Annotated in this window: 17 protein-coding genes and 1 pseudogene; 8 read left to right on the forward strand and 10 right to left on the reverse strand. The window is 70.2% G+C overall.

Annotated elements, in window-relative coordinates; all coding sequences use genetic code 11:
- Positions 1-107 precede the first annotated feature (107 nt).
- On the forward strand, positions 108-1,580 hold the full coding sequence (locus tag LRF89_RS08150; protein ID WP_238636888.1) for an SLC13 family permease: 1,473 nt from the start codon (positions 108-110) through the stop codon (positions 1,578-1,580).
- A gap of 86 nt (positions 1,581-1,666) precedes the next feature.
- On the opposite strand, the gene dinG is transcribed toward LRF89_RS08150, so the two are convergent.
- Positions 1,667-3,799, reverse strand: a complete 2,133-nt coding sequence (gene dinG, locus LRF89_RS08155; protein ID WP_238636889.1) for an ATP-dependent DNA helicase DinG — start codon at positions 3,797-3,799, stop codon at positions 1,667-1,669.
- A gap of 76 nt (positions 3,800-3,875) precedes the next feature.
- Positions 3,876-4,181 carry a hypothetical protein gene (locus LRF89_RS08160; RefSeq protein ID WP_201169316.1) on the reverse strand — a complete coding sequence of 102 codons (306 nt, stop codon included), beginning with the start codon at positions 4,179-4,181 and terminating at the stop codon, positions 3,876-3,878.
- 321 nt (positions 4,182-4,502) lie between these two features.
- On the opposite strand from LRF89_RS08160, the gene LRF89_RS08165 reads away from it, so the two are divergent.
- From LRF89_RS08165 to LRF89_RS08175, 3 genes are all read left to right on the forward strand, one after another.
- The gene (locus tag LRF89_RS08165) at positions 4,503-5,480 is read left to right on the forward strand and encodes a TAXI family TRAP transporter solute-binding subunit (protein ID WP_201169317.1); all 978 of its coding nucleotides are present in this window, start codon (positions 4,503-4,505) and stop codon (positions 5,478-5,480) included.
- 131 nt (positions 5,481-5,611) lie between these two features.
- Positions 5,612-7,783, forward strand: coding sequence for a TRAP transporter permease (locus tag LRF89_RS08170; protein ID WP_238636890.1), 2,172 nt, complete (start codon positions 5,612-5,614; stop codon positions 7,781-7,783).
- Between the two features lie 6 nt (positions 7,784-7,789).
- Positions 7,790-8,722 (forward strand): AEC family transporter, encoded by a 933-nt coding sequence (locus LRF89_RS08175; protein WP_238635445.1) that lies wholly within the window; start codon positions 7,790-7,792, stop codon positions 8,720-8,722.
- Positions 8,723-8,739: 17 nt separating this feature from the next.
- On the opposite strand, the gene LRF89_RS08180 is transcribed toward LRF89_RS08175, so the two are convergent.
- The 3 genes from LRF89_RS08180 to LRF89_RS08190 form a co-directional block, all read right to left on the reverse strand.
- Positions 8,740-8,916, reverse strand: a complete 177-nt coding sequence (locus LRF89_RS08180; RefSeq protein ID WP_238636891.1) for a hypothetical protein — start codon at positions 8,914-8,916, stop codon at positions 8,740-8,742.
- Between the two features lie 55 nt (positions 8,917-8,971).
- Positions 8,972-11,221: a PAS domain S-box protein gene (locus tag LRF89_RS08185; protein ID WP_238636892.1), complete on the reverse strand. Its 2,250-nt coding sequence runs from the start codon at positions 11,219-11,221 to the stop codon at positions 8,972-8,974.
- A gap of 101 nt (positions 11,222-11,322) precedes the next feature.
- On the reverse strand, positions 11,323-12,879 hold the full coding sequence (locus LRF89_RS08190) for a class I SAM-dependent methyltransferase (RefSeq protein ID WP_238636893.1): 1,557 nt from the start codon (positions 12,877-12,879) through the stop codon (positions 11,323-11,325).
- Positions 12,880-13,008: 129 nt separating this feature from the next.
- Here LRF89_RS08190 and LRF89_RS08195 point away from each other — a divergent pair, with 129 nt between their 5' ends.
- Positions 13,009-13,566, forward strand: coding sequence for an SRPBCC family protein (locus LRF89_RS08195; protein ID WP_201242737.1), 558 nt, complete (start codon positions 13,009-13,011; stop codon positions 13,564-13,566).
- Positions 13,567-13,588: 22 nt separating this feature from the next.
- On the opposite strand, the gene LRF89_RS08200 is transcribed toward LRF89_RS08195, so the two are convergent.
- The 4 genes and pseudogenes from LRF89_RS08200 to LRF89_RS08215 form a co-directional block, all read right to left on the reverse strand.
- On the reverse strand, positions 13,589-13,789 hold the full coding sequence (locus tag LRF89_RS08200; protein ID WP_201169327.1) for a CPXCG motif-containing cysteine-rich protein: 201 nt from the start codon (positions 13,787-13,789) through the stop codon (positions 13,589-13,591).
- Between the two features lie 55 nt (positions 13,790-13,844).
- Positions 13,845-14,342 carry a hypothetical protein gene (locus tag LRF89_RS08205; RefSeq protein WP_201169329.1) on the reverse strand — a complete coding sequence of 166 codons (498 nt, stop codon included), beginning with the start codon at positions 14,340-14,342 and terminating at the stop codon, positions 13,845-13,847.
- Between the two features lie 46 nt (positions 14,343-14,388).
- Positions 14,389-15,738: an MFS transporter gene (locus LRF89_RS08210; RefSeq protein ID WP_201169331.1), complete on the reverse strand. Its 1,350-nt coding sequence runs from the start codon at positions 15,736-15,738 to the stop codon at positions 14,389-14,391.
- Between the two features lie 92 nt (positions 15,739-15,830).
- A pseudogene (locus LRF89_RS08215) lies at positions 15,831-15,935 on the reverse strand (Wadjet anti-phage system protein JetD domain-containing protein); the annotation flags it as partial.
- 52 nt (positions 15,936-15,987) lie between these two features.
- On the opposite strand from LRF89_RS08215, the gene LRF89_RS08220 reads away from it, so the two are divergent.
- Both LRF89_RS08220 and LRF89_RS08225 read left to right on the forward strand, forming a co-directional pair.
- Positions 15,988-16,935 carry a diguanylate cyclase gene (locus LRF89_RS08220; protein WP_238636894.1) on the forward strand — a complete coding sequence of 316 codons (948 nt, stop codon included), beginning with the start codon at positions 15,988-15,990 and terminating at the stop codon, positions 16,933-16,935.
- Positions 16,936-17,065: 130 nt separating this feature from the next.
- Entirely contained in the window at positions 17,066-20,860 is a 3,795-nt protein-coding gene (locus LRF89_RS08225) for a PAS domain S-box protein (RefSeq protein ID WP_238636895.1), read from the forward strand.
- Positions 20,861-20,897: 37 nt separating this feature from the next.
- Here the strand turns inward: LRF89_RS08225 and LRF89_RS08230 are convergent, their stop codons facing one another.
- Positions 20,898-22,469 (reverse strand): hybrid sensor histidine kinase/response regulator, encoded by a 1,572-nt coding sequence (locus LRF89_RS08230; RefSeq protein ID WP_238636896.1) that lies wholly within the window; start codon positions 22,467-22,469, stop codon positions 20,898-20,900.
- Between the two features lie 185 nt (positions 22,470-22,654).
- On the opposite strand from LRF89_RS08230, the gene LRF89_RS08235 reads away from it, so the two are divergent.
- Positions 22,655-23,059 carry a hypothetical protein gene (locus tag LRF89_RS08235; RefSeq protein WP_201242722.1) on the forward strand — a complete coding sequence of 135 codons (405 nt, stop codon included), beginning with the start codon at positions 22,655-22,657 and terminating at the stop codon, positions 23,057-23,059.
- Positions 23,060-23,139 lie beyond the last annotated feature (80 nt).

Raw genomic sequence — 23,139 nt, forward strand, 5'->3', positions numbered from 1 at the left:
GAGACGGGGTTCGGGTCAATGCTCGGACCCCGTTTTTATTGACCTATTGAGGGGGAGGGGGCTTGTGGTCCACCTTATGCGCTCTTCGAACGCTGATGGAGGTATCCATGGAGTCTTATCGGCAGCGCATTGGACTGTTCCTGGGGCCATTGGTGGCCCTGGCCGGCTTGCTGGTCGGCCCGCCCGGCGAATTGACCCAGGCCGAGTGGAACGTCGCCCTGGTCGCCATCCTGATGGCCATCTGGTGGATCAGTGAGGCGCTGCCCCTTGCCGCCACGGCGCTGGTCCCCATCGTCGCCTTCCCGCTGCTCGGGGTCATGGAGGTCGGCGATGTCACCGAGGCCTACGGCAACCACCTGATCTACCTGTTCCTGGGTGGTTTCTTCATCGCCGTGACCATGCAGCGCTGGAACCTCCATCGGCGCATCGCCCTGCACACCATCAACCTCGTCGGTCCCTCGCCCCGGCGCATCATCCTCGGCTTCATGCTGGCCACCGCCGGGCTGTCCATGTGGATCAGCAACACGGCCACGGCGATGATGATGCTGCCCATCGCCCTGGCGGTGCTCAAGCAGAGCCAGGAGGAAGCCGAGCAGAACGGACAGGAGCTGCCCCGCGGCTTTGGCGTGGTGCTCATGCTCGGTGTCGCCTACGCCGCGTCAATCGGCGGCATCGCCACGCTGATCGGCACGCCACCGAACGCGGTGCTCGCCGGTCAGGCCCAGGAGCTCTACGACATCGAGATCACCTTCGCCAGCTGGATGGCCTTCGGCCTGCCCTTGTCCCTGCTCTTTCTCGGCATCGCCTGGGTCTATCTGGCTTTCAGCCGCCACTGCCGCGGCATCGGGCATCTGGTCAGTGGCCGCGAGACCATCCGCCAGGAGCTGGCCGAGATCGGCCGCATGGACCCCGCCGAGCGCCGCGTGCTGAGCGTCTTCGTGCTGGTGGCCCTGGCCTGGGTCCTGCGCGGTTTCCTGCCCGAGGGCGTGCTCGATGAGTTCGGCGACGCCAGCATCGCCATGGCCGGTGCCCTGGCCCTGTTCCTACTGCCCTCGGGCAAGGAGAAGGGGCAGCGGCTGCTCGACTGGGACACCGCCGTGAAGATCCCCTGGGACATCGTCCTGCTCTTCGGCGGCGGCTTCGCCCTGGCGGCGGGCTTTGGCGCCAGCGGCCTGTCCGAGAGCCTGGCCGAGGCCCTGCAGGTGCTCGACGGCGTCTCCATCTTCCTGATCATCGCTGCCTGCGTGGCCCTGGTGGTCTTCCTCACCGAGGTGACCTCCAACACCGCCACGGCGACGGTGTTCATCCCGCTGATGGGCGCGCTGGCCGTGGCCACCAACTTCAACCCGCTGGTGCTGATGGCCGCCGTGGCCGTCGCTGCCTCCTGCGCCTTCATGCTGCCGGTGGCCACGCCGCCGAACGCCGTCGTCTTCGGCAGCCGGGCCCTGACCGTGCCAGACATGGCGCGCGCCGGGCTGCTGCTGAACCTGATTACCATCGTGCTGACCACGGTGTTCGTCTACTTCCTGCTGCCGGTGGCCCTCGGCGTGGAGCTGACCACGGTCATCGAGAAGCAGTAACCCCAAGGGGATCGTTCCGCCATCCCCACGGCAACGGGCCGCCGATCCACCGGATCGGCGGCCTTTTTCGTTGCGGGATGCCTGCCTTAGTCGAGACGGCGCCGGAACGGCGGCAGGGCGTCGAGGAGTTGGCGGCCGTAGCGCTGGGTCACCACCCGCCGGTCGAGGATGGTGATCCGCCCGCGGTCATCCTCGGAGCGGACCAGCCGTCCGCAGGCCTGGGTCAGGCGCAGCGATGCCTGCGGCAGGCTCAGGGTATGGAACGAGGAGCGCTGCTGATCCTCCAGCCACTCGCTGAGGGTGGCGGTCACCGGTTCGGTGGGCACCCCGAAGGGGATGCGCTCGATGACCACGTGATCGCAGTAGCGCCCGGGCAGATCCACCCCCTCGGCCATACCCGCCAGTCCGAAGAGGATACTGCCCTGCCCGGCATCCACGGCCTCGCGGTGGCGCTGGAGCATCGCCTCGCGGGAGCGCTCACCCTGGCACTGCAGCCGCTCCCGCAGGCCCTCGGGCAGCGCCTGGGCCACCCGCTCCATGCGCTGACGGCTGGTGAACAGCACCAGCGCCGCCTCGTAGGGGTCGAGGAGTTCGGGCAGCCACTGGCAGGCCTCGGCCAGGTGCGCCTCGGCGTCGCGCGGATCGCTGCGCAGCGACGGCACGTGCAGCAGGGATCGGCTGTAGTCGAAGGGCGACGGCAGGCAGCCCTGGCGGATGGCCTCCCCGTCGGGCAGGCCCAGGTCACTGCGCAGATGATCGAAGCGCCCCAGGGCAGTCAGCGTGGCGCTGGTGATCACCGCACCGGCGCACCGGTCCCACAGGCGCCGGGCGAGCTCGCCGGCCACCGAGACCGGCGAGACCGAGACCCGATGATCCACGGCACCGTCGGACTCCGCCTGGCGTTCCACCCAGCGGGCCACCGGCGGCGTTCCGGCACTGTCCTGCTCGGCGAGGAGCTCCCAGGTGGTGGCCAGGTTCGCCGCCCGCTCACGCAGGAAGCCAAGCCGCGGCAGCTGGCGCTCCAGCTCCTGGGTGTCGCCCCGCTGCGCCTCCAGGGCGGCGTAAACCCGGTCCGAGAACCCCTGCAGGGCGTCGTGCAGCCCCCGCGCCGGGCCGGCCACGCGCCCGGCCAGCTCACGCACCGGCTCCGGGGCATGACCGGCGCGGAAACGCCAGCGTTCACCCTCGGCATCGGCCCGGTAGTTGTGCTGCAGGAAGGTATCCGCCTCCTGCAGCGCGGTGGCTACCTCGCCCAGACGCTCCTGCAGCCGTTGCGCCTCGGCGTCCGGCGGCTCGCCGACCGCATCGTCCGGCAGCACCGCCGCGGTGTCCGCAGCAACGCCTTCGCCCTCCTCCAGCCACGTCCGCGCCGCCTGGACGCGGGCACTGGCAGCGAAGCGCTGCACCGCCTTGGCGGCCAGGTGGTGGCCCTCGTCGATGACGTAAAGCGCCTGCTCGGGCGCTGGCAGCAGGACCCCGCCCTCCTCCTCGCCGAGCTGCAGGTCGGCGAGGAGGAGGTCGTGGTTGGTGATCACCACCTCGGCGCGGGACACCCGGTCGCGGGCGGCGTAGACGGGACATCCCTCAAAGTGGGCACACCGCCGTCCGGAGCAGGAGTGACTGGTGGAGGTGACCATCGGGCGCAGGTCGTCGGCCACGCCGTCGGCCCACTCGTCCAGGTCACCGCCCCAGCGCCCCTCGGTTAGGGCCTCGGCCATGGACTCCAGCTGCTCGGGCTCGCCCGGCTGAGGCGGGCGCGGCCAGCGGGCGCTGCCCAGGATGTCGGCGGCCAACGCCTGCTGCGCCCCGGCCTCGACACTGGCCGACTGCCCGACCAGCTCACCCAGGTTGCGCGGGCACAGGTAACGACCACGCCCCTTGGCCACCGTGGCATCCACCTCGATGCCGGCGTAGCGGGCCAGCTTGGGCAGATCCTGGTGCAGGATCTGCTCCTGCAGCCCCACGGTGGCCGTGGCGATGACCAGTGGCAGCCCGCGGCTGCGCGCCGCCGGGACCCCGCCGAGCAGGTAGCTGAGGCTCTTGCCGGTGCCGGTGGGCGCCTCGATGGCAAGCAGGCGGTGGTCCTGCTCCCCTGCGAGGGCCTTGGCCACCTCCCAGATCATGCGTTTCTGCGCGGCCCGCTCGCGGAAGCCGGGCATCTCGTCCCGGACGCGGCGGTAGGCCGTGGCGATGGCGTCGGTGATGTCGGAGTCTGGCATGGCGCCAGTTTACCTGGGGGGCGGGGGTGAGCGGGAGCAGTGCGGGCGGGCCACCGGGCCCGCCCGGGCAGGGTCATCAGGAGCGGAAACGGTTCAGCGCATCGCGGAAGGCCCGCGTCATCGCCTCCCACGCGCTCTCCGAGCCCTCGCGCATGTCGCGGAAGGCCTCCTCGCTGGCGTCCTGCATCTCGCGCAGGCGCTGCTTGCCCTCCTCGTACTTCTCCTCCAGCTCCTGGAGCTGCTCCTGATAGCGCTCGCGCATCTCCTCACCGGCCTCCTCGGCCTGGGCACGGACGCGGTCGATCTGCTCCTGCCACTCGGACAGGCGCGCCTTCATGTCCTCGACATGCTGCTCCTTGCGGTTCTGATCATCGTCGGCCATACCGGTCTCCTCCTTTCTGGTTCTGGTTGCCGGTCCTCCCCGGCAAGATAGACCGGGATGGGCTTGTTCACAAAACCTGTGGAAAACCCTGCGGAGAAACACCGCAGCCCCTGGCGTGATGCGGCTCCGCAGCGGCCGGGCACTCACTGACCACCCCGCTCACCGGGGGCGCGCCGGTCGCCGCACGGCGGATTGGGAATTGACAATAGCGGTGCCCCCTGCGATAAAGCGCACTGCGCCCCGGTCACGGGTGCGGGTTATGCCAACCACCGAAACGCCCGCCAAAGGGCTTCCCCGGGCTCTGGAGGAGGAGCAAACAGAATGAGAATGAAAACCTGGCAACTCGCCATCTGCGCCACCTCGGCGCTGGCCCTGTCGGCACCGGCACTGGCCGACCGCGACGACTGGCCCCGCAGCTTCACCGTGGGCACCGCCAGCCAGGGCGGCACCTACTACATCTACGGCAGCGGCTGGGCCGACATGGTCGCCGGGATGCTCGACATCCGCGCCGGCGGCGAGGTCACCGGCGGGCCGGTGCAGAACGCCACCCTGGTCGAGACCGGCGACCACGAGTTCGGCCTGGTCACCATGGGACCGGCCCGCGCCGCCTGGGACGGCGAGAGCGAGCTGGCTCCGGGCATGGAGCACCGCAACATCCGCGCGGTCTTCCCCATGTACCAGACCACCTTCCACATCATCACCCGCGAGGGCGACGAGCTGACCTCCATGGAGGATCTGGAGGGCAAGCGTGTCGGGGTCGGCCCCTCCGGCGGCACTGCGGATATGTACTTCCCGCAGTTCTTCGATGAGCTCGGCATCGATGTGCGCGTGCGCAACGGCGGCGCCTCGGATCTGGCCGGCCAGCTGCAGGACGGCCTGATCGACGCCTTCGCCTTCGCGGCCGGCACCCCGATCTCGGCCTTCTCGCAGCTCGAGGCGGAGATCGACGCCAACATCTTCTCGGTCACCGAGGCGCAGCAGGAGCAGCTGCTCGAGGCATTCCCGGCGCTCTCCCCGGCGGACATCGAGGCGGACCTCTACAGCTCCCTGGACGCGGACATCCCGGCGATCTCCATCTGGAACTTCGCCATTACCCACCAGGACATGCCCGAGTCGCTGGTCTACGAGGTCACCCGGGCGGTCATGGAGAACCACGACCGGATGATGGACATCCACCGGGCCTCGCGCGAGACCCTGCCGGAGAACCACCAGTACAACGACTGGATGCCCTGGCACCCGGGCGCCGTGCGCTGGTTCGAGGAGAACGGCTACGAGATCCCCGAGGACCTGCGCGGCTGACCCCGAGCGGGACAGCCCATTGATCCCCCGCCCCCGCGCCGCATCCGTGCGACCGGGGGCGGGCTGTGTCAGGGGGCCTGCCCGGTAGCAGGTCCCGCACCGGTATCACCGAGGCCGAGGCATCCCCATCGATGAGCGATCGATCCACGAATCCGGAGCCAACGATCGAGACCCAGGGCGAAACGGAGATTCCCCTCGGCAGCAACGAGCGCGCCCTCACCGGCTGGCAGAAGCAGCTGTTCTTCTGGGCGTGCGCGCTCTATACCGCATTCCACATCTTCACCCTGAACGTGATCCCGCTGGAGACCTGGACCTTCCGGATCCTGCACATCGCCGGCGGCCTGTTCATCGGCTTTGCGCTGACCTCGGCGCGGACCCTGGACCGCGACGCGCCGGCCGCGCCCACCGGGATGCTCCAGTGGCTGCTGATGCTGGCCAGTACCGCCCTGATGCTATGGGCCCTGGGCGCGCTCGGCTACATCGCCTACCTGCTGCAGGTGGATGGCATGTCCTCCACCCAGCTCCCGCCGTGGCTGGCCCAGCAGTTCGGCTACACCCTGTTCGCCAGCGTGGCCGTCGCCACCCTGGCCGGCTGGTTCCTGCGCAGTCCGGACAACCGTGTCCACTGGCCGGACTGGATCCTCGGCTTCGGCGCGCTGATGGTCGGTACCTACATCATCCTGGCGCTGACCCGCTGGCAGCTAGCGGCCGGAACCCCCTTTGCCGGGGCCCAGGAGCTGTGGATCTCGGCCGCCGGCGTGCTGCTGATCCTGGAGCTGACCCGACGCATCGCCGGCCTGGCGCTGGTGATCATCACCGCCATCTTCCTCGTCTACTCCTTCGTCGGGCCGTGGCTGCCCGGCTTCCTGGAGCACCGCGGCTACTCCTTCACCCGCTTCTTCACCTACCTCTACACCGACAGCGGGATCCTCGGCCCGACGACCGCGGTCTCCTCGACGTACATCATCCTGTTCATCACCTTTGCCGCCTTCCTGCAGGTCTCCCGGGTCGGCGATTACTTCGTCAACTTCGCCTTCGCCGTGGCCGGCTGGGCCCGCGGCGGCCCGGCCAAGGTGTCGATCTTCGCCTCCGGGCTGATGGGGATGATCAACGGCACCTCCGCCGGCAACGTGGTGGCCACCGGCAGCCTGACCATCCCGCTGATGCGCAAGGTCGGCTACCCGGCCAAGAGCGCCGGTGCCATCGAGGCGACCGCCTCCACCGGCGGGCAGCTGGTGCCGCCGATCATGGGCGCCGGCGCCTTCATCATGGCGGAGATCACCGGCATCCCCTACGTGGAGATCATCGCCGCCGCCATCCTGCCGGCCGCCCTCTACTTCCTGTCGGTCTACTTCATGGTCGACAACGAGGCGGCCAAGATGGGCATGCGCGGGCTGCCGCGGGCGCAGCTGCCCGGGCTCGGGCGGATGCTGCGGCAGGTCTACCTGTTCATCCCCATCCTGGTGCTGATCTTTACCCTCTTCCAGGGCTACTCGGTGATCCGGGCCGGCACCGTGGCGATGATCTCGGCGGTGGTGGTCAGCTGGCTGACCCCGGAGGCGATGGGCATCCGCCGCATCCTCCGCGCCCTGGAGATGGGCGGGCGCATGGTCATCCCGCTGGTGGCGGTGTGCGCCTGCGCCGGCATCATCGTCGGCGTGATCAGCCTCACCGGCGTGGGTACGCGCTTCTCGTCCATGCTGCTGGGGGTGGCGGACGCCTCCATGCTGCTGGCGATGTTCTTCGCCATGTGCATCTCCATCATGCTGGGGATGGGCATGCCGACGACCGCCGCCTACGCCGTGGCCGCCTCGGTGGTGGCGCCCGGGCTGCAGCAGCTCGGCGTGGAGCCGCTGATCGCCCACTTCTTCGTCTTCTACTACGCAGTCATCTCGGCGATCACCCCGCCGGTGGCGCTGGCCGCCTACGCCGCCGCCGGCATTGCCGGCACCGATCCGCTGCGCACCTCGGTGACGGCGTTCAAGATCGGGCTGGCGGCGTTCATCGTGCCGTTCATGTTCTTCTACAGCCCGGCCATGCTCGGTGAAGGGACCTGGACGGAGATCGCCCGGGTGGGCGTGACCGCCTCGGTGGGCATCTTCCTGCTGGCCGCCGCGGTGCAGGGCTGGCTGTTCGGCCACGTCTCGTGGCTGCTGCGCGGCGTGCTGCTCGCCGGTGCCATCTCGATGATCTACGGCGGGATCTACAGCGACCTGGCCGGGATCGCGGTAGGCGCGGTGCTGATGGCCTGGCAGTACCGCTTCGCCTCACGGCAGCCGCTGGTGCCGAGCCAGGGCGGCTAGGCCGGCTTGGCGGGCGCCCTGGCCAGCGCCCTGGCGGCGGTCTTCGGACTCATCGCCCTGGGCCACGTGCTGCGCCGTCAGGAGGTCGTTCCGCCCCTGTTCTGGGACGGGGCGGAGCGGCTGACCTACTACTTCGCCCTGCCGGCGCTGCTGGTGGTGCGGCTGGCCGAGGCACCGCTGCGCGAGATGCCACTGCTGCCCGTAGTGGCCATCCTCGCCGGCGGCGTGGCGGTCGCCGGCGCCCTGCTGCTCCTCGCCCGGCCGCTGCTGGAGCCGGACGGCCCCGGCTTCACCTCGGCGCTGCAGGGCACCTTCCGGCCCAACACCTACGTGGGACTGGCCACGGCGGCGGCACTGTTCGGCACCGAGGGGGTGACCCTGGCGGCGATCAGCCTGGCGGTCCTCGTCCCCCTGGTGAACCTGCTGGCGGTGGCGGCCCTGATCCGCTACGGCCGGCGCACCGGACGTCAGGCACCCGGCTTCTGGGCGAGCCTGGCGCGCAACCCGTTAATCCTCGCCTGTCTGCTCGGCGTCGCACTCAGCCTGCTGCCGGTGGGCTTGCCGGCACCGCTGGCCGCCTTCCTCGATGCGCTGGGCCAGGCCGCGCTGCCGCTGGGCCTGATGGCGGTGGGCGCCGGGCTGTACTGGGGGCAGATCGGCCGCCATCCGCGGCTGCTGATCGCATCATCGGCCATCAAGCTCCTGCTCCTGCCTGCCGGCGTCGGCGCCGTAGTCCTGGCCGCCGGTCTGGACGCGACCACCGGGGCGGTGCTCGTGCTCTTCGCCGGGGTACCGGCCTCGGCGTCGTGCTACATCCTCGCCCGCCAGCTCGGCGGCGACGCTCCGCTGATGGCCTCGATCCTCACCGTGCAGACCGTCACCGCCGTGGCCACCCTGCCGTTGGTGGTCGGCGGTTTTCTGGCCATCCGCGGCGGCTGAGCGCCACGCCCGGTGACCTACCAGGGCAGCCCCATGGACTGCTGCTCGTAGGTCCGGCGCATCAGCTCCTCGGCGTGGGCCTCGGCCTGGCGCTGCTGCTCGTAGCCGCTGCCGTGGGCGATCCGGGTGCCGTCCTGGTGGAAGAGCTCGAAGGCCCAGCGCCCGTCGGGCTCGCGATAGGTCTGGTAGTACATGGCTGCTCCTCGGCGCCGCCTCCCCTGCCGCCAAGGATAACGCGCGGCGCCGGGGTCAGCCGTCGCCGGCGATCCCCGACAGCAGGGCCGCCAGCCGTTGCCGGTCCACCGGCTTGGTCAGGTAGTCGTCACAGCCGGCGGCCAGACACTCCTCGCGGACCTGGTCCACGGCGTGGGCGCTCAGGGCGACGATGGGGGTGCGCGCACACGCTTGCTCGGCCTCCTGGGCGCGGATGGCCCGCACCGCATCGGGTCCGTTGAGCCCGGGCATCTGCACGTCCATGAGCACCAGGTCCCAGTCCTGCTCCCGCCAGGCGGCCACCGCCTGGCGGCCATCCTCCACCAGCGTCGGATGGACGCCGGCCAGCTCCAGCTGCGCCTGGATGAGCAGGGCGTTGGTGGCGTCGTCCTCGGCGACCAGCACGCGCAGGCCGGCGGCCTGCCCGGAGACCGCTGCGCCGGGGCCTTCGGCGCGGGGTGGCTCCGCGCGGGGCAGCCGCGCCGTGAAGGAGAACGTGGACCCCTGCCCCGGCTCGCTGGCCACCGCCAGGCGCCCGTCCATCAGTCGCACCAACTCGTGGCAGATGCGCAGGCCCAGGCCGTTGCCGGGCTGGCGCCGGAAGGACGGGTTGCCCTGGGCGAACGCCTTGAAGATGTGCTCGCGATCCCCGGGGGCGATGCCCACGCCGGTATCGTGGACGGCGACGTAGAGCCGTCCGGTCCCCTCCGGCGCAACCTCCAGCACTACCTCGCCGCGCTCGGTGAACTGGATGGCGTTGCTGACCAGGTTGTGCACGACCTGCCCGAAGCGGGTGGCGTCGCCGCGCACCCACTGCGGGGTACCCGGCGCCTCGCGGACGCGAAGCGCCAGCCCGGCCTCCTCGGCGACGGCGCGCAGGACCGCCACCTGCCGCTCGATCACCTCGGCAAGCTCGAAGGGCTCGTCGCGCAGGGTCAACCGCCCCGACTCCATCCGCGAGAGATCCATCAGCGTGTCGATCAGCGCCAGCAGCTTCTCGCTGGCGCTGCGGCACAGGTCGAGGTACTCGCGCTGCTGCCCGGTCAGCTCGGTGGCCTGGAGCAGGTCGGTGAAGCCGTAGATGGCGTTGAGCGGCGTGCGCAGGTCGTGGCTGACCGCGGCGAGGAAGGTCTGGCGGTCGCGGTCGGCCTGGGCGCGGGCCCGCTCGGCCGCGACCCGTTCGGTGTTGTCGATGCCCACGGCCTGGAAGTGGCTGATCAGGCCGTCCTCGTCGAAGAAGGCCTGGCAGGTCCACTGCACCCAGCGCTGCTCGCCGGTGGCGGCGGTAACCGGCAGCTCCAAGGTACCCACCGGCTCGGAGCGGTTGAAACGGCACAGGAAGGCCTCGAGCTGCTCGCGCTGCTCCGGCGCCAGCCATTCGATCCAGCGCCGACCATCCATCTCCGGCGCCGGCACCCCGAACAATTCCGCCACCATGCGGTTGGCGTAGAGCAGCGTGGTATCCGGCAGAAAACGCTGGATCAGATGGGGATGGTAATCGAGGATCTCCAGCATCTGGTCGCGCTCGCGCTGGAGGCGCTTGCGCCGGCTGATGTCCTGGAAGGAGATCACCGCGCCGGTGATCCCATCGTCCTCGTCGCGCAGGGGCGCGGCGTAGACGAGCACGTCGAAACCGCGGCCGTCCATCCGCCAGAAGTAGTCCTGCCACGCCTCCAGGGGTTCGCCGGTGCGAATCACCCGGAAGATCGGGCACGCCTGCGCGGGGTACGGGCTGCCGTCCGGGTGGCTGTGGTGGGTCAGCGCGTGGGCGTCCCGGCCGAGGGCTGCCTCCTCCGAGGGAAAGCCGAGCAGCTGCCGGGCCGCGGGATTGAGGAAGGTGAAGCGCCCGGCCCGGTCGAGCCCGCAGACGCCCTCGTTGATGGCCTCGAGCAGCCGGTCGCGCTCGCCCTGCAGGCGCACATGCTCGCTGATGTCGTGGACGATGGAGTAGAGGTACTGCCGGCCGCCGAGCTCCAGCGGCCCGCTGTAGACCTCGACGTCGCGGACCTCGCCGCCGTGCACGCGGTGCTGGAAGCGGAAGTAGCGACGCTGCTCGGCCCGTGCCCGGGCCATTTCGGCGTGCACCTGCGCATCATCGAGGGTATTGATGTCCTGGATGCGCATGCCGCAGAGCTCCGCCCGGGGGTACCCGTAGAAGCGCACGGCACTGGGGTTGGCGTCGAGGATGGCCCCGGATTCCGGGTCGATGAGCAGTTTGACCGCGGTATTGTCGGCGAACATGCGGGCGTAGAGCCGCTGCGCCTCGGTCTGCTCCGATCCGTTCATGACAGTCCCTGCCAGCGCTGCCGCCCACCGGTTTCAACTCCGATGCACCATACCATTGCCTTGCGTTTCGTGGGGCTGCGCGACACCGTGTCGCGGCCGCCTCAGCCGCCGCGCCGGTCGCTTCCGGCGTCGATCAGCCCCAGGCCCTGCCAGACCGGCAGGCGCTCGCGCAGGATCCCCCGGGCGCGCTCCTGGAGCTCGCGCAGGTTGGCCCGCTCGCCTTCCAACACCTGGCCATCGCGCACCATCCGCCGACCCACTGGACGAAAACGCGACCAGACGGCCTCGGCCAGCCGCTCCGCACGCTGCGGGGCCCCCTGGCGCAGCGCCGCCAGGGCGACGATCTCGGTATCCGAGGCGGCCACGGCGCTGCCGATGGCCGGCGCGGGCAGATGGCCGTGGGCTTCATCCTCGAGGATGCGCTCGGCGAGCAGCTCGGCCAACCGCCCCGCGGGCCCGGGATCAACCGGTGGCTGCGCCGGGTGGGCCTGTCCGGTGGCGACCAGCACGGCGCACGCCTGGATCAGCGCCGGCAGCTCGACCCCGGTGGCCTGTCGCAGGTCGCCGAGGGTGGCCGGACCGCGGGCGATGCGATCCATCAGCGGCTGGTAGATCCGCGCCTGCCCGGTCAGCTCGCCGAGGTGGGTGTGGAAGACCGGGGTCATCTCGGCGCGGGTGAGCAGCGGCGCCACCGCGGTCTGGAGCACGGCGGCGTCCTGCTGCGCCGGCGTGCCACGGCGGCTGCCCTTGATGAAGACGTCCCGGCGGAATACCCGGTTCACCGCGTAGTCGCGCAGCAGCTCGCGGTAGTGGGGATCGGCGACGTCCTCCAGGGCCGCGCGTGCCGGCTCGGGAAGGCTCAGGGCGTCGTAGTTCTCCACCAGATCGGCGGAGCCGACGTAGTCCAGGCGGGCCGGCGCCAGCTCGGCGAGCACGTCGGTGAAGTACAGGGGCTGCGCCGCGGTGTTGAGGTACTCGTGGGCCAGGTAGGTCGACTCCCGGGCGATGTCGCCGAGCCCGTCGAGCTTGGCCGGCGCCGCCGGATGGCGCTCGAAGTAGGCGAGCCCGGCCTCGCGGAGCTGCTGCATGAAGGCCAGGCCGGACTCGACCTGCCGGTCGCTGCGCCCGGGGTGGCGGGCGGCGTGCTCGCGCAGCAGCCGCTGGAAGGGCAGCACCCCGGCCCAGCCGGGCATGGCGTTGTAGCTGACGTAGACCAGGCCGCCCGGCTTCAGCCAGCGCTCCAGGAAACGCACGATGGCCTGCCGGTTGGCCGGGCTGACCCAGGCGTAGATCCCGTGCAGGGTGATGTAGTCGAAGGGGGCCAGCGCGGCGTCGGGCCACTGCGCAGCCTCGGCGAAGCTCGCCTCGTGGAAGGTGACGTTCTCCAGCCCCGCCGCCGCGGCCTGGTCCCGGGCATTGGCGATCTGCCCGGGCAGGAAGTCGATGCCAACGAACTCGGCGTGGGGATTGGCGGCGGCGAGCAGGTTGGTGCCCAGCCCCTGGCCGCAGCCGAGCTCGGCGTAGCGAAACGGCCGGGCCGGATCGGGCGCTGGCTCGCCCTGGAGCCGGGCCACGAAGCTCAGATAGCCCGGGGCGAGTTCGCGGTAGAAGCCGCTGATGTAGTTGATATCCGAGACGTAACCGCCGCTCCAGTCCATGCTCTCTCCCCTTTTGGCGCGCCACGGTACCAGTTTCCGGGCAGCCTGCCTGCCCGACCGGCACAAGGGGGAGCCCGTGTGCCGCGGGCGGCGCTCGCCAGGGCGGCGCCGCGCGACTAGAGTGACGGTATGCGCCGTGGACTATTCGCCATCGCCCTGGTGGTCCTGATCGGCGCCGTCCACCCCCCGGCCGGCGCCGTGGAGATCCTTGAGCGGGATTTCCAGGTCGCGCGTCCCGACTACCAGCTGCGCGTCGTCGCCCGGATCGACGCCCCGCGCGAGGCGGTCTGGGCGGTGCTCACCGACTACGAGCGACTCTCCGAACTCTCTCCCGGCCTGCTGGAGAGCCGGATCGTACCGGACGGCGCCGGCGAGGCCGTCCTGGTGGCCACCGTCACCGAGGGGTGTCTGGTGCTGATCTGCCGCCGGGTGCGCCGCGTCGAGGCCATGGAGGAGGAACCACCGGAACGCATCCGGGCGCGCATCCTGCCGGAACACAGCGATCTGCGCCGCGGCGTGACCGAGTGGCTGCTCGAGGCCGACGGCGAGGCGACCCGCATCACCGTCGACAGCCACATCCGGCCCGACTTCTGGGTACCACCGGGCATCGGCCCGCGCCACATGCAGCGCACCTTCCTCAGTGATCTAACCGAGTTGATGGAGCAGGTTGAGCGCATCGCGCAATAAACGGGTCCGCTAGCACCAGCGCTTAGTCGTCATCCCGACGCAGGACCACCTCCGGCTCGTCGTCCCCCATGGACCAGCGCACCGCCACCTGGATCGGTGCGCAGCAGACCGGACAGTCCTCCACGTAATCCGTGTCCTCTCCATCGGTGTCGAGGAGCAGCTGGAATGGCTCACCGCAGTAGGGGCACGAGACACTCCTTTCCGGCCGCCAATCGGAATACATGGCTCACCTCGTCGTCACTGCACGCCCCGGCGATGCGAGCATCACGCCGACAGCCCTAACGATTCCCCAGCTCCATCACGCCCGGCAGCCGGCGCGGTCGCCACACGCCGAGGACCACATTGGCGATGCAGATGATCAGCACCACCCAGAGCACCAGCGGCTCGTTGTGGACGTTGCGCGGGATCTCGTCGACGCCGATGCGACCAGCGGCGGCCGCATCGGCCGCCGCGGCGACCTGCACCGCATTGCCGTGGATGAAGGCCAGGGTGGCCGAGAAGATGCTGAAGCTGAGGATACCCTTGATCCACACCCAGCCGGCCTGCCGGAAGCCAGTGTAGAGGGCCATGCTCATCAGCCCGGAGAGGAAGACCAGCGCCAGCGAGGGCAACAGCAGCCAATTGCCGATGGCGGCGATGCTGCCGCGGATGACGGCGTACTCCTCGATGGCCGTCGGCTCCGGGGCCAGGCCGAGCAGGATCAGGTGCACGGCCACGGCCCCGGTGAAGCCGATGGCCCCGAGGGTATGGAGGATCTTGAGCGACTTGATCAGCATGGATGCCCTCCGCTGCGCGGTCCGGTGGCAATCCCGGCGCCCCGGCCTATCCGGTTGCTGCCTCCTCGGTGACCTCCGGCAGCCGGGCGGAAAGCCAGGCGCCGGCCAGGCCCATGGCCGAGAGGATGAGGATCACGCCGGTGATCGGCATGACCGCGGTCAGGGCCCCGATCAGACCGGTGAGCAGCAGGACCACGCCGATGACGGTGTTGCTGACGGCGACGTAGTCGGTGCGCTTGTTGCCGCCGGCCAGATCGACCACGTAGGTCTTGCGGCCCATGCGCACCCCGGCGTGGGCCACGGCGAGGAGGAAGAAGAAGACGGGGTAGACGGCAGCGTGGCCGGCGACCCCCGGCAACAGATGGACAAGCGCCACCAGCGCGATGCCCACCAGCGCGGCGGCCAGCCCGGCGCGGATCATCACCCGGCGGCTGGAGGCATCCGCAAAGCGCCCCCAGAACGGCGCGGAGAGCAGATCCGCCAGGCCGTCGGCGATGACGAACAGCCCCAGCGCCAGGGCGGCCGCCCCGGTCTGCTCGTAGGCGAGCATGACGATGAACGGGGCGGTCAGCGCCGAGCAGAGCAGCAGCGCGCGGGCCAGGACGAAACGCCGGAACGGCGGATCCTCGGCGAGGAGACTGAGCCGATCCACCGCCTCGCGGATGGCGTTGGCGCCGCCCGCGGTCTCGCCGGGCTCCTCGCGGATGGCGGCGTAGAACCCGGCGCCGAGTACCCACAGCGCCGCGGCACCGGCGAGCAGCAGGGCGTAGAAACCGGCTCCCCCGGCCTCGCCCATGCCCAGCCACAGCGCCAGGCCGACGCCCACGGTCACCAGTCCGGCGGCGGCCGCGGACCAGCCGTTGACCTGGCCGCGCCGGGTCTTGGGCACGGTCTTGCCGAGGACGTCCTTGGAGGCCACCGAACAGAGGCCCCGGGCCAGGCTGAAGAGCACCAGCGCGGCGATGATGCCGGCACCGGCGGCCGCCCCCTCGAGGGTCAGCGCAACCCCGGCCATGGCCAGCACCGCCCCGCCCTGCAGGAGGTTGCCGAGCACGTAGGTCCACTTGCGCACCGCCCGGCGCCGGACGAAGCTGGCGATCAGCAGCTGCGGCAGCAGCGAGCCGGACTCGCGCACCGGCACCAGGAAGGCCGTGAAGAGCCCCGGCGCGGACAGCGCGCTGAGCACCCAGGCGAGGACCGTCTTGGGGTTGGCGATGGCATCGCCGAGCTTGGTGAAGAACTGCGCGGCGATCTGCAGGAAGAAGTTGCCCGGGACGACCCGGCAGGCGTCCGCGCTGATATCGCGGCAGACGCGGGCGTCCTCCTCGTTGACCAGGGTTCGGTAGGCCTTGTCCAGGGCGCCTTCGGCAGGCGTGGCGGCCGGCTGCTGCTCCATGGTGACGGGTCGGCTCCGTGGCTGCGGGATCTCGCCTCGAACCGCCCAACTCTACCAACACAACCGCATCGCGGCGAGGCCCGTGGCGGTGCTCACAGCTGGCGCAGCCGCCCCCGGACCCACCCGAAGGCGATCCGCTCCTGCTCAAGACGGACCCGCCCACCCAGGCGGCCCCGGCGCAGATCCTCGAAAAGCGCCGCTTCCGCCGTGCCTGTTCGGGGTCACCGTTAGGCTGCATAATGCCGTTCTATGGAGAAGGAAGAACACCCCACGGCGCCCGAACATGACGGCACGCCGCCGACCATCCTCATCGTCGACGACGAGCCGACCAACATCCAGGCGCTGGCCCACCTGCTCAAGGACGACTACCGCATCCGGGTCACGGCAGCCGGCGAGAAGGCGCTGGCGATCGCCGCCGCGGATCCGCAGCCGGATCTGATCCTGCTCGACGTGGTCATGCCCGAGCCCGACGGCTACGAGGTCTGCCGCAGACTCAAGGCCGACCCGCGCACCCAGGGCATCCCGGTGATCTTCGTCACCGGCCGGGACAGCGCCGCGGATGAAGAGCGCGGGCTGGAACTCGGCGCCGTGGACTACATCATCAAGCCGTTCAGCCCGCGGATCACCCGCACCCGCGTGCGCAACCACGTCGAGCTCAAGCGCAAGACCGACGCGCTGGAGCGGCTCTCGCAGCGCGACGGGCTGACCGACCTGCCCAATCGCCGGGTGCTGGACCAGCGCCTCGGGGAGGAGTGGACGCGCTCCCAGCGCGGCGGTACGCCGCTGTCAGTGGTCATGATGGACATCGACCACTTCAAGCCGTTCAACGACCACTACGGCCACGGCGCCGGTGACGACTGCTTGCGCCGCGTCGCCCGTGCCCTGGCCGGCGTACCGGGGCGAACCACCGATCTGGTGGCCCGCTACGGCGGCGAGGAGTTCATCGCCCTGCTGCCCTACACCGACAAAGCCAATGCCTGGCGGATGGCCGAACGATTCCGCACCGCGGTGGCTGCACTCCAGCTGACCCACGGCCACACCACCACCGGAATCGTGACCCTGAGCGTGGGCGTGGCCACCCATAACGCCGGCGACGGGACCGCCAGCGCCGAGCAGCTTCAGCAGGCCGCGGACCGGGCGCTCTACGCGGCCAAGCAGGCCGGCCGGAACCGGACCCACCAGGCGCCGGCCCCCTGAGCAGGCGCCGCAGCCCCGCCCACACCCTGCGACGCACCGCGTCGGACGCTGTGTTAATCTGCCCTTAACCCCTCTTCCGACAAGGGTACGGCGGAGGGACGCACGGCACCGCAGCTTCGGGGGTGACAGCATGACAGGCGCTGAGGCAAACCCCGGTAGCACAACCGGCCGGTGCGGCGAGTGGCAGACCCTGTTCGCCCACCTCCCCGACGCCACCCTGCTCATCGATCCGGGCACCGGCCGCGTGCTCGAGGGCAATCCGGCCGCGGCCGAGCACCTCGGCTACCCGGTGGAGGCGCTATGCGGTCTGACCATCCCCGATTTCGAGGCCGTCGAAACCCCGGAGGAGATCGCCGCGCACGTTGAACGGATCCGGCGCCACGGGCGCGACGACTTCGAGAGCCAGCACCGCCGCCGCGACGGAACGCTGATCGATGTCCAGATCACGGTCTCGCAGATCGATTTTGGCGGACACCCCCGGCTGCTCGCCGTCTTCCGGGACATCACCGAGCGCAAGGAGACCATCCGGGCCCTGCGGGCCAGCGAGCAGCGCTTTCTCGATGTGGTCAACGCGGCCGGCGAGTACATCTGGGAGATCGACCGCAACGGGATCTACCAGATGGTGACCGCCCAGATCGAGCCGGTTCTCGGCCGATCGGTGGCGGAGATCATCGGTCGCTCCCCGGTCGATTTCATGCCCGCCGAAGAGGCTCAGCGAATCCAGGCGATGCTCGCCGAGCGGGCCGAGACCGGGGCCCCCTGGCAGGGCCTGGAACATGAGTCGCTGCACCCGGACGGCACCCGGATCTGGCAGCGGGTCAGCGGGCTGCCGATCTTCGACGACCACGGGGCGCTGATCGGCTTCCGGGGCACCGGGCGCGATATCACCGCCGAGCGCCAGGCCCAACGCAACGAGCGGCGGCTCAACGAGCGGCTGCGCCTGGCCACCACGGCGGCCCGGATCGGCGCTTGGGAACTGGATCTGGAGACCGAGCAGCTGGAGTGGGATACCGGCTCGACCCGCATCTTCGGCTTCGACCCCACCGTTTTCCAACACCGCCTGGCGGGCTGGCGCGCCCTGCTCCCGACGGAGAGTCAGGCGATCACCCGGGACCTGGTCGAACGCACCCTGCGGACCCAGGAGCCGTGCGAGGCAGAATTCCGCTTTGAGCGCCCCGACGACGGGACCGTACGGCACATCCGCGCCGTGGGCCATTCGGTCCGCGACAAACAGGGCCGGGTCCGGCGCGTGGTGGGGATCAACGAGGACATCACCGACCGGGTCCAGGCCCGTGAGGCCCTGGCGGCGCAGGAGGCCCGCTTCCGCGGCCTGTTCGAACTCGCGCCGGTGGGGCTGGCGATGAACGACTTCGAGACCGGTGCCTTCGTCGACTTCAACGCCAAGCTGCCCGAATCGGCGGGCTATACCCGCGAGGCTTTCGCCGGGCTCACTTACTGGGACCTGACCCCGAGCGAGTACGAAGAGCAAGAGCTGGAGCAACTCCGGGCCATGGAGGGCACCGGTTACTATGGGCCGTACGAGAAGGAGTTCATCCACCGCGACGGGCATCGCTTCCCGGTTTTGCTCAACGGGTTCCGCATGACGGACCCGCAGACCGGGCGGACGGTGATCTGGTCGGTCATCCAGGACATCTCCGAGCGCAAGGCGGTGGAACGGACCCTGCGCCGGGCCAAGGAGCAGGCGGAGAGCGCGAACCGGGCCAAGAGCGACTTCTTGGCCAACATGAGCCACGAGATCCGCACGCCGATGAACGCCGTCATCGGCCTGGGACAGCTGCTGCTTGACACCGATCTCGCGCCCACCCAGCGCAGCTACGCGGAGAAGATGCACAACGCCTCGCGGATGCTGCTGGGGATCATCAACGACATCCTCGACTACTCCAAGATCGAGGCGGACAAGCTCACCCTCGACCCGCACCCGTTCGACCTCCACGAGCTCACCGATCAGATGGCGACCCTGTTCGGCGAGACGGCCGGCGAAAAGGGCCTGGAGCTGTTCCTGCGGGTGGAGCCGAGCGTCCCCTCATCCCTGACCGGCGACGCCCTGCGCCTGGGCCAGGTCCTGAGCAACCTGCTCTCCAACGCCATCAAGTTCACCCGCAAGGGGCAGGTCGGGCTCACCGTCGAGCGCATCGATGAGGACGCCGAGGGCGTGCGGCTGCGCTTCACCGTCGAGGACACCGGCATCGGCATCAGCGCCGAGCAGCGCCGCCACCTCTTCCAGGCCTTCTCCCAGGCGGACACCTCCACCACCCGCAACTACGGCGGCACCGGCCTGGGGCTGGTGATCAGCCAGCGGCTGGTCGAGCGCATGGGCGGTGAACTCCAACTGTCCTCGACGCCGGGCGCCGGCACGCGCTTCTCGTTCGAGCTACGGCTACCCACCGCCGGGGCCCGATCGCCGGCCACGCTTGAACCGAATGCGTTCGGGGGGCACGTGCTGGTGGTCGACGATCACCGGATCGCCCGGCAGATCCTGCGCGAACACCTGGAGGGATGGGGGTTCGCGGTCACCGAGGCCGACAGCGGCCCGGCAGCGATCGAGGCCGCGCGGAGCGCCGAGCGCAGCGGCCGGCCCTTCAAGCTGATGCTGATCGACGTGCACCTGCCGGGCGGACCGGATGGCCGGGATACGGCACAGCACCTGCGAACCCTACACGAGCACGGCGACCTGCCCGCCACCGACGCCCGCATCATCCTGGTCAGCGCTTACCAGCCGGAGGGCGAGGCAGCGGACGATCACATCGACGGCCACCTGGCCAAGCCGGTCACCGCCTCCACGCTCCTGGACATGATCCAGACCACCCTGGGCGGCGATGCCGACGGCGGAACCGCCTGCGAGACCGGGACGATCCCGGATCTGACCGGCCGCTCGCTGCTCCTGGTCGAAGACAACGCCATCAATCAGGAGGTGGCGCAGCGGCTGCTGGAACAGACCGGCGCCCGGATCATCCTGGCCAGCAACGGCGCCGAGGCGGTAGCGCGCTGCCGCGAGGCGCCCTTCGACCTGATCCTCATGGACCTGCAGATGCCCATCATGGACGGCTACGAGGCCACCCGCGAGATCCGCCGGGACCACCCCTCGCTGCCCATCCTGGCGCTGACCGCGGCCGTGCTCGACAGCGACCGCGCAGGCGCCCGTGAAGCCGGCCTGGATGATCACATCGGCAAGCCCATCGACCGGCAGCTGCTGTACCAGCGCCTGGCCTACTGGCTCGGTGAGAGCCGTCCGTCGTCCGCCGCAGCGGATGCCTCCACGCCGGTCGACGAAGGGGATGAAGCCGACACGCTGCCCGAGCACCTGCCGGGGATCGATCAAGCCCTCGGGCTACGCCACCTGGAGGGGGATCGGGCTTTCTATCGGCGCCTGCTGCAACGCTTCGCCGACCAGCTCGACGGCGAGCTCGGCCAGCTCCCCGCGGCCCTGGACCGGGGCGAGACCGCGACCGCGCAGAGGCTGGCGCACACGCTCAAGAGCACCGCCGCCACCGTCGGAGCCACCCGGCTGGCCGAGGCCGCGACCGCCGTCGACGGCTGCCTGAAGGCCAACGAGGCCGTGCCCGAGGAGCTGCACGAGGCCGTGCGCGCGGCCCTGGCCGAGCTGGCCGGCGGCCTGGCAGCGCTGGCAAAGGCGCCACCACCCCCTGCGCGGCCGAGCAGCCGAGACAAGGCCGCCGGAGGGAAGGCCCTGGCAGCACTGCAGAGGGCCCTGGACAGCCACGAACTGGTCGAGGAGGCGCTTCTGGAGGCGGCCCTGGAGCACCTGGCCACCTTCGCCGAGGCATCGACGATCGAGGCGCTGCGCGCGGAGATCGAGCAGTTCGATTACGAGGCGGCTGCCGAGCGGCTGAGCCGTCTGGCCACGAAGACCTCCCCGCTGGATGGAGGCCAGCAAACGCCCTGAGGGGAGGCACGACCGCCTGGCGCCGGCGTAGACGCGCTCAGACCGGACAGCCGGTGGACTGTTCCCGCAGCCTGCGGATGTGATCGATGAGCTGCTGCAGGACACCCAGTCCGACCCGCTCCTTGAACACCCGGTCCGCCCCGGCCTGCAGGCAGTCGCGCTGCACGTCGGCCAGAGGATGGGCGGTGATGATAGCAATGGGGGTGCGCGGCATGTCCTCCTCGGCTTCGGCCTGACGCACCAGCCGGGTCAGCCGGCGTCCGTCGAGATCGGGCAGGTGCAGGTCGAGGAGCATCAGGTCCGGGGGCCGGCGCTGCCACTCGTCGAAGGCGTCCACGCCGTTGTCCACCAGACGGGGTGCGCAGCCGATGCGCAGCAGGAGTTCGTAGAGCAGCCGGCCACTGGCCGCATCGTCCTCGGCGACCAGCACATCGAGTTCCACCGCACCCGGGGACGGGACCTCGTCACCGAGCAGATCGCCAACCATTGAGGCCTCGCCGTCGTTGTCGGCCTCCGGGAGCACGGCGGAGAAGCTGAAGACCGCACCCGCGCCGGGGGTGCTCTCCACCCGGATTTCCCCACCGAGCAGCGAGACGATCTGCTGGCAGATGTAGAGGCCGAAGCCACAGCCGGTTTCACAGGTGGGTGAGTTGCAGGCGCGCGTGAAGGCCTCGAAGATGCGCGCCTGATCCGCCTCGGCGATCCCCGGCCCGGTGTCGGCCACCGCCACCTCGATCCGCGCCCCCTCAAGCCGCCGCACGCGTACCGTCACCGAGCCATGCTCGGTGAAGTGGATGGCGTTGTGGGTGAGGTTGTTGACCACCTGGAGAAAGCGTACCGGATCGCCGCGCACCCGGCGCGGCAGCGCGCCGCCCCACTCCAGGTGCAGCTGCAGTCCCTTGCGCTCGGCGAGTTCGCGCAGCAGCGCCACCTGCTCCGACAGGCAGCGGCGCAGGTCGAAGGGCTCGGCGCGCAGTTGGCCTGCATCGGGCTCGGGCTGTGCCAGTCCAAGGATGGCGTGGACCTGGGCGAGGAGGGTCTCGCCGGCCATTTCCGCCTGCTCGAGGTCGTAGCGCTGCTCGGCATCCAGGGCGGAGGCCCGGAGACGCTCATGGGCCCGGCCCAGGGTCCGCAGCGGCTTGCTCAGCCCATGGCTGATCGCCCGAAGGGAGGCACGGTGCTCCTGCTCGGCACGGGCACGGGCCCGCTCGGCCTGGCGCTGCTCGGTGACGTCCTCGTTGATCCCGAACATCCGGCTCGGCTGGCCCTGCTCGTCGTAGAGCTGCTGTCCGGCGGAGCGGATATCCCGCAGGCTGCCGTCCGGCCGGCGGATGCGAAAGGTCGTCTCCCAGGGCTGGCCCTGCTCCACCGCCGCCCCGATCCGCTCCAGCGCGGCCCGGCGGTCTTCCGGCAGCAGGCGCTGCTCCCAGGCCGCGAAGGTCAGCGGCGCATCGCCGTAGGGCACCCCGTAGAGGTCGTACATGGGCTGATTCCAGTGGAACACGCCGGCGCGCATGTCCAGTTCCCAGACCCCGATCCCGGCGGCTTCGGTGGCGACCCGAAAGCGCTGCTCGTTCTGATGGATGATGCGGTGGTACGGGTTGGACATCCGGGCACCCCCTTGCCTTCCGTGCATTGGACTGCCCTCAGAATATACGCGCTTTTTGCGGCGCGACATAGCCTGCTGCCTGCAACGCCGGCGAAGAGGAATCCCGCAGGGAAATCACGTTGTGCAGTGCACCGCGCCCGGCAATATTGAATGGGCAGCGTTCCAGCACATTGCGGAGGTGGGGAATGTTTAGTGCGATCCAGAAGACCCTTGTCCTGATTGGCCTCGCCGTTATCGCCGTCGTCTATGCGGGCATGAATGTGCACGCGTGGGCCTGGTGGGAGACGGCGGGCACCCTGCGTGAGCAGTACGACGCAACCATCATCGGCCTCAACGGCCTCGCCGGACTGCTCATGATCATCGGCGGCGCCTTTGGGGCCGAGAAATACTACCGTGACCTGCGCGGGGACAATCTCCCGGGCAGCGGCGGTATGGCGGCAAGCCTGCCGAGTTCATCGCTGCGGGTGGACCAGGAGGCATTCTTCAGCTCTAGTGGCAGCGCCGCCGGCTACGATCTGGCGATCAAGCTCGGCTTTGTGATCCTGCTCTGCGGACACGCCTTGATCGTCTACTCCCGGGCCGTTAGCTGACCGGGGTAGCGAACAGGCGAAATCCCGAATAGCAAGGCGGGTTGGCGCAACCGGTCATCGCCCCCCGGCCGGGGCCGGGG

This window comes from Halorhodospira sp. 9621 (assembly GCF_022228055.1).
GTDB lineage: Bacteria > Pseudomonadota > Gammaproteobacteria > Nitrococcales > Halorhodospiraceae > Halorhodospira > Halorhodospira halophila_A.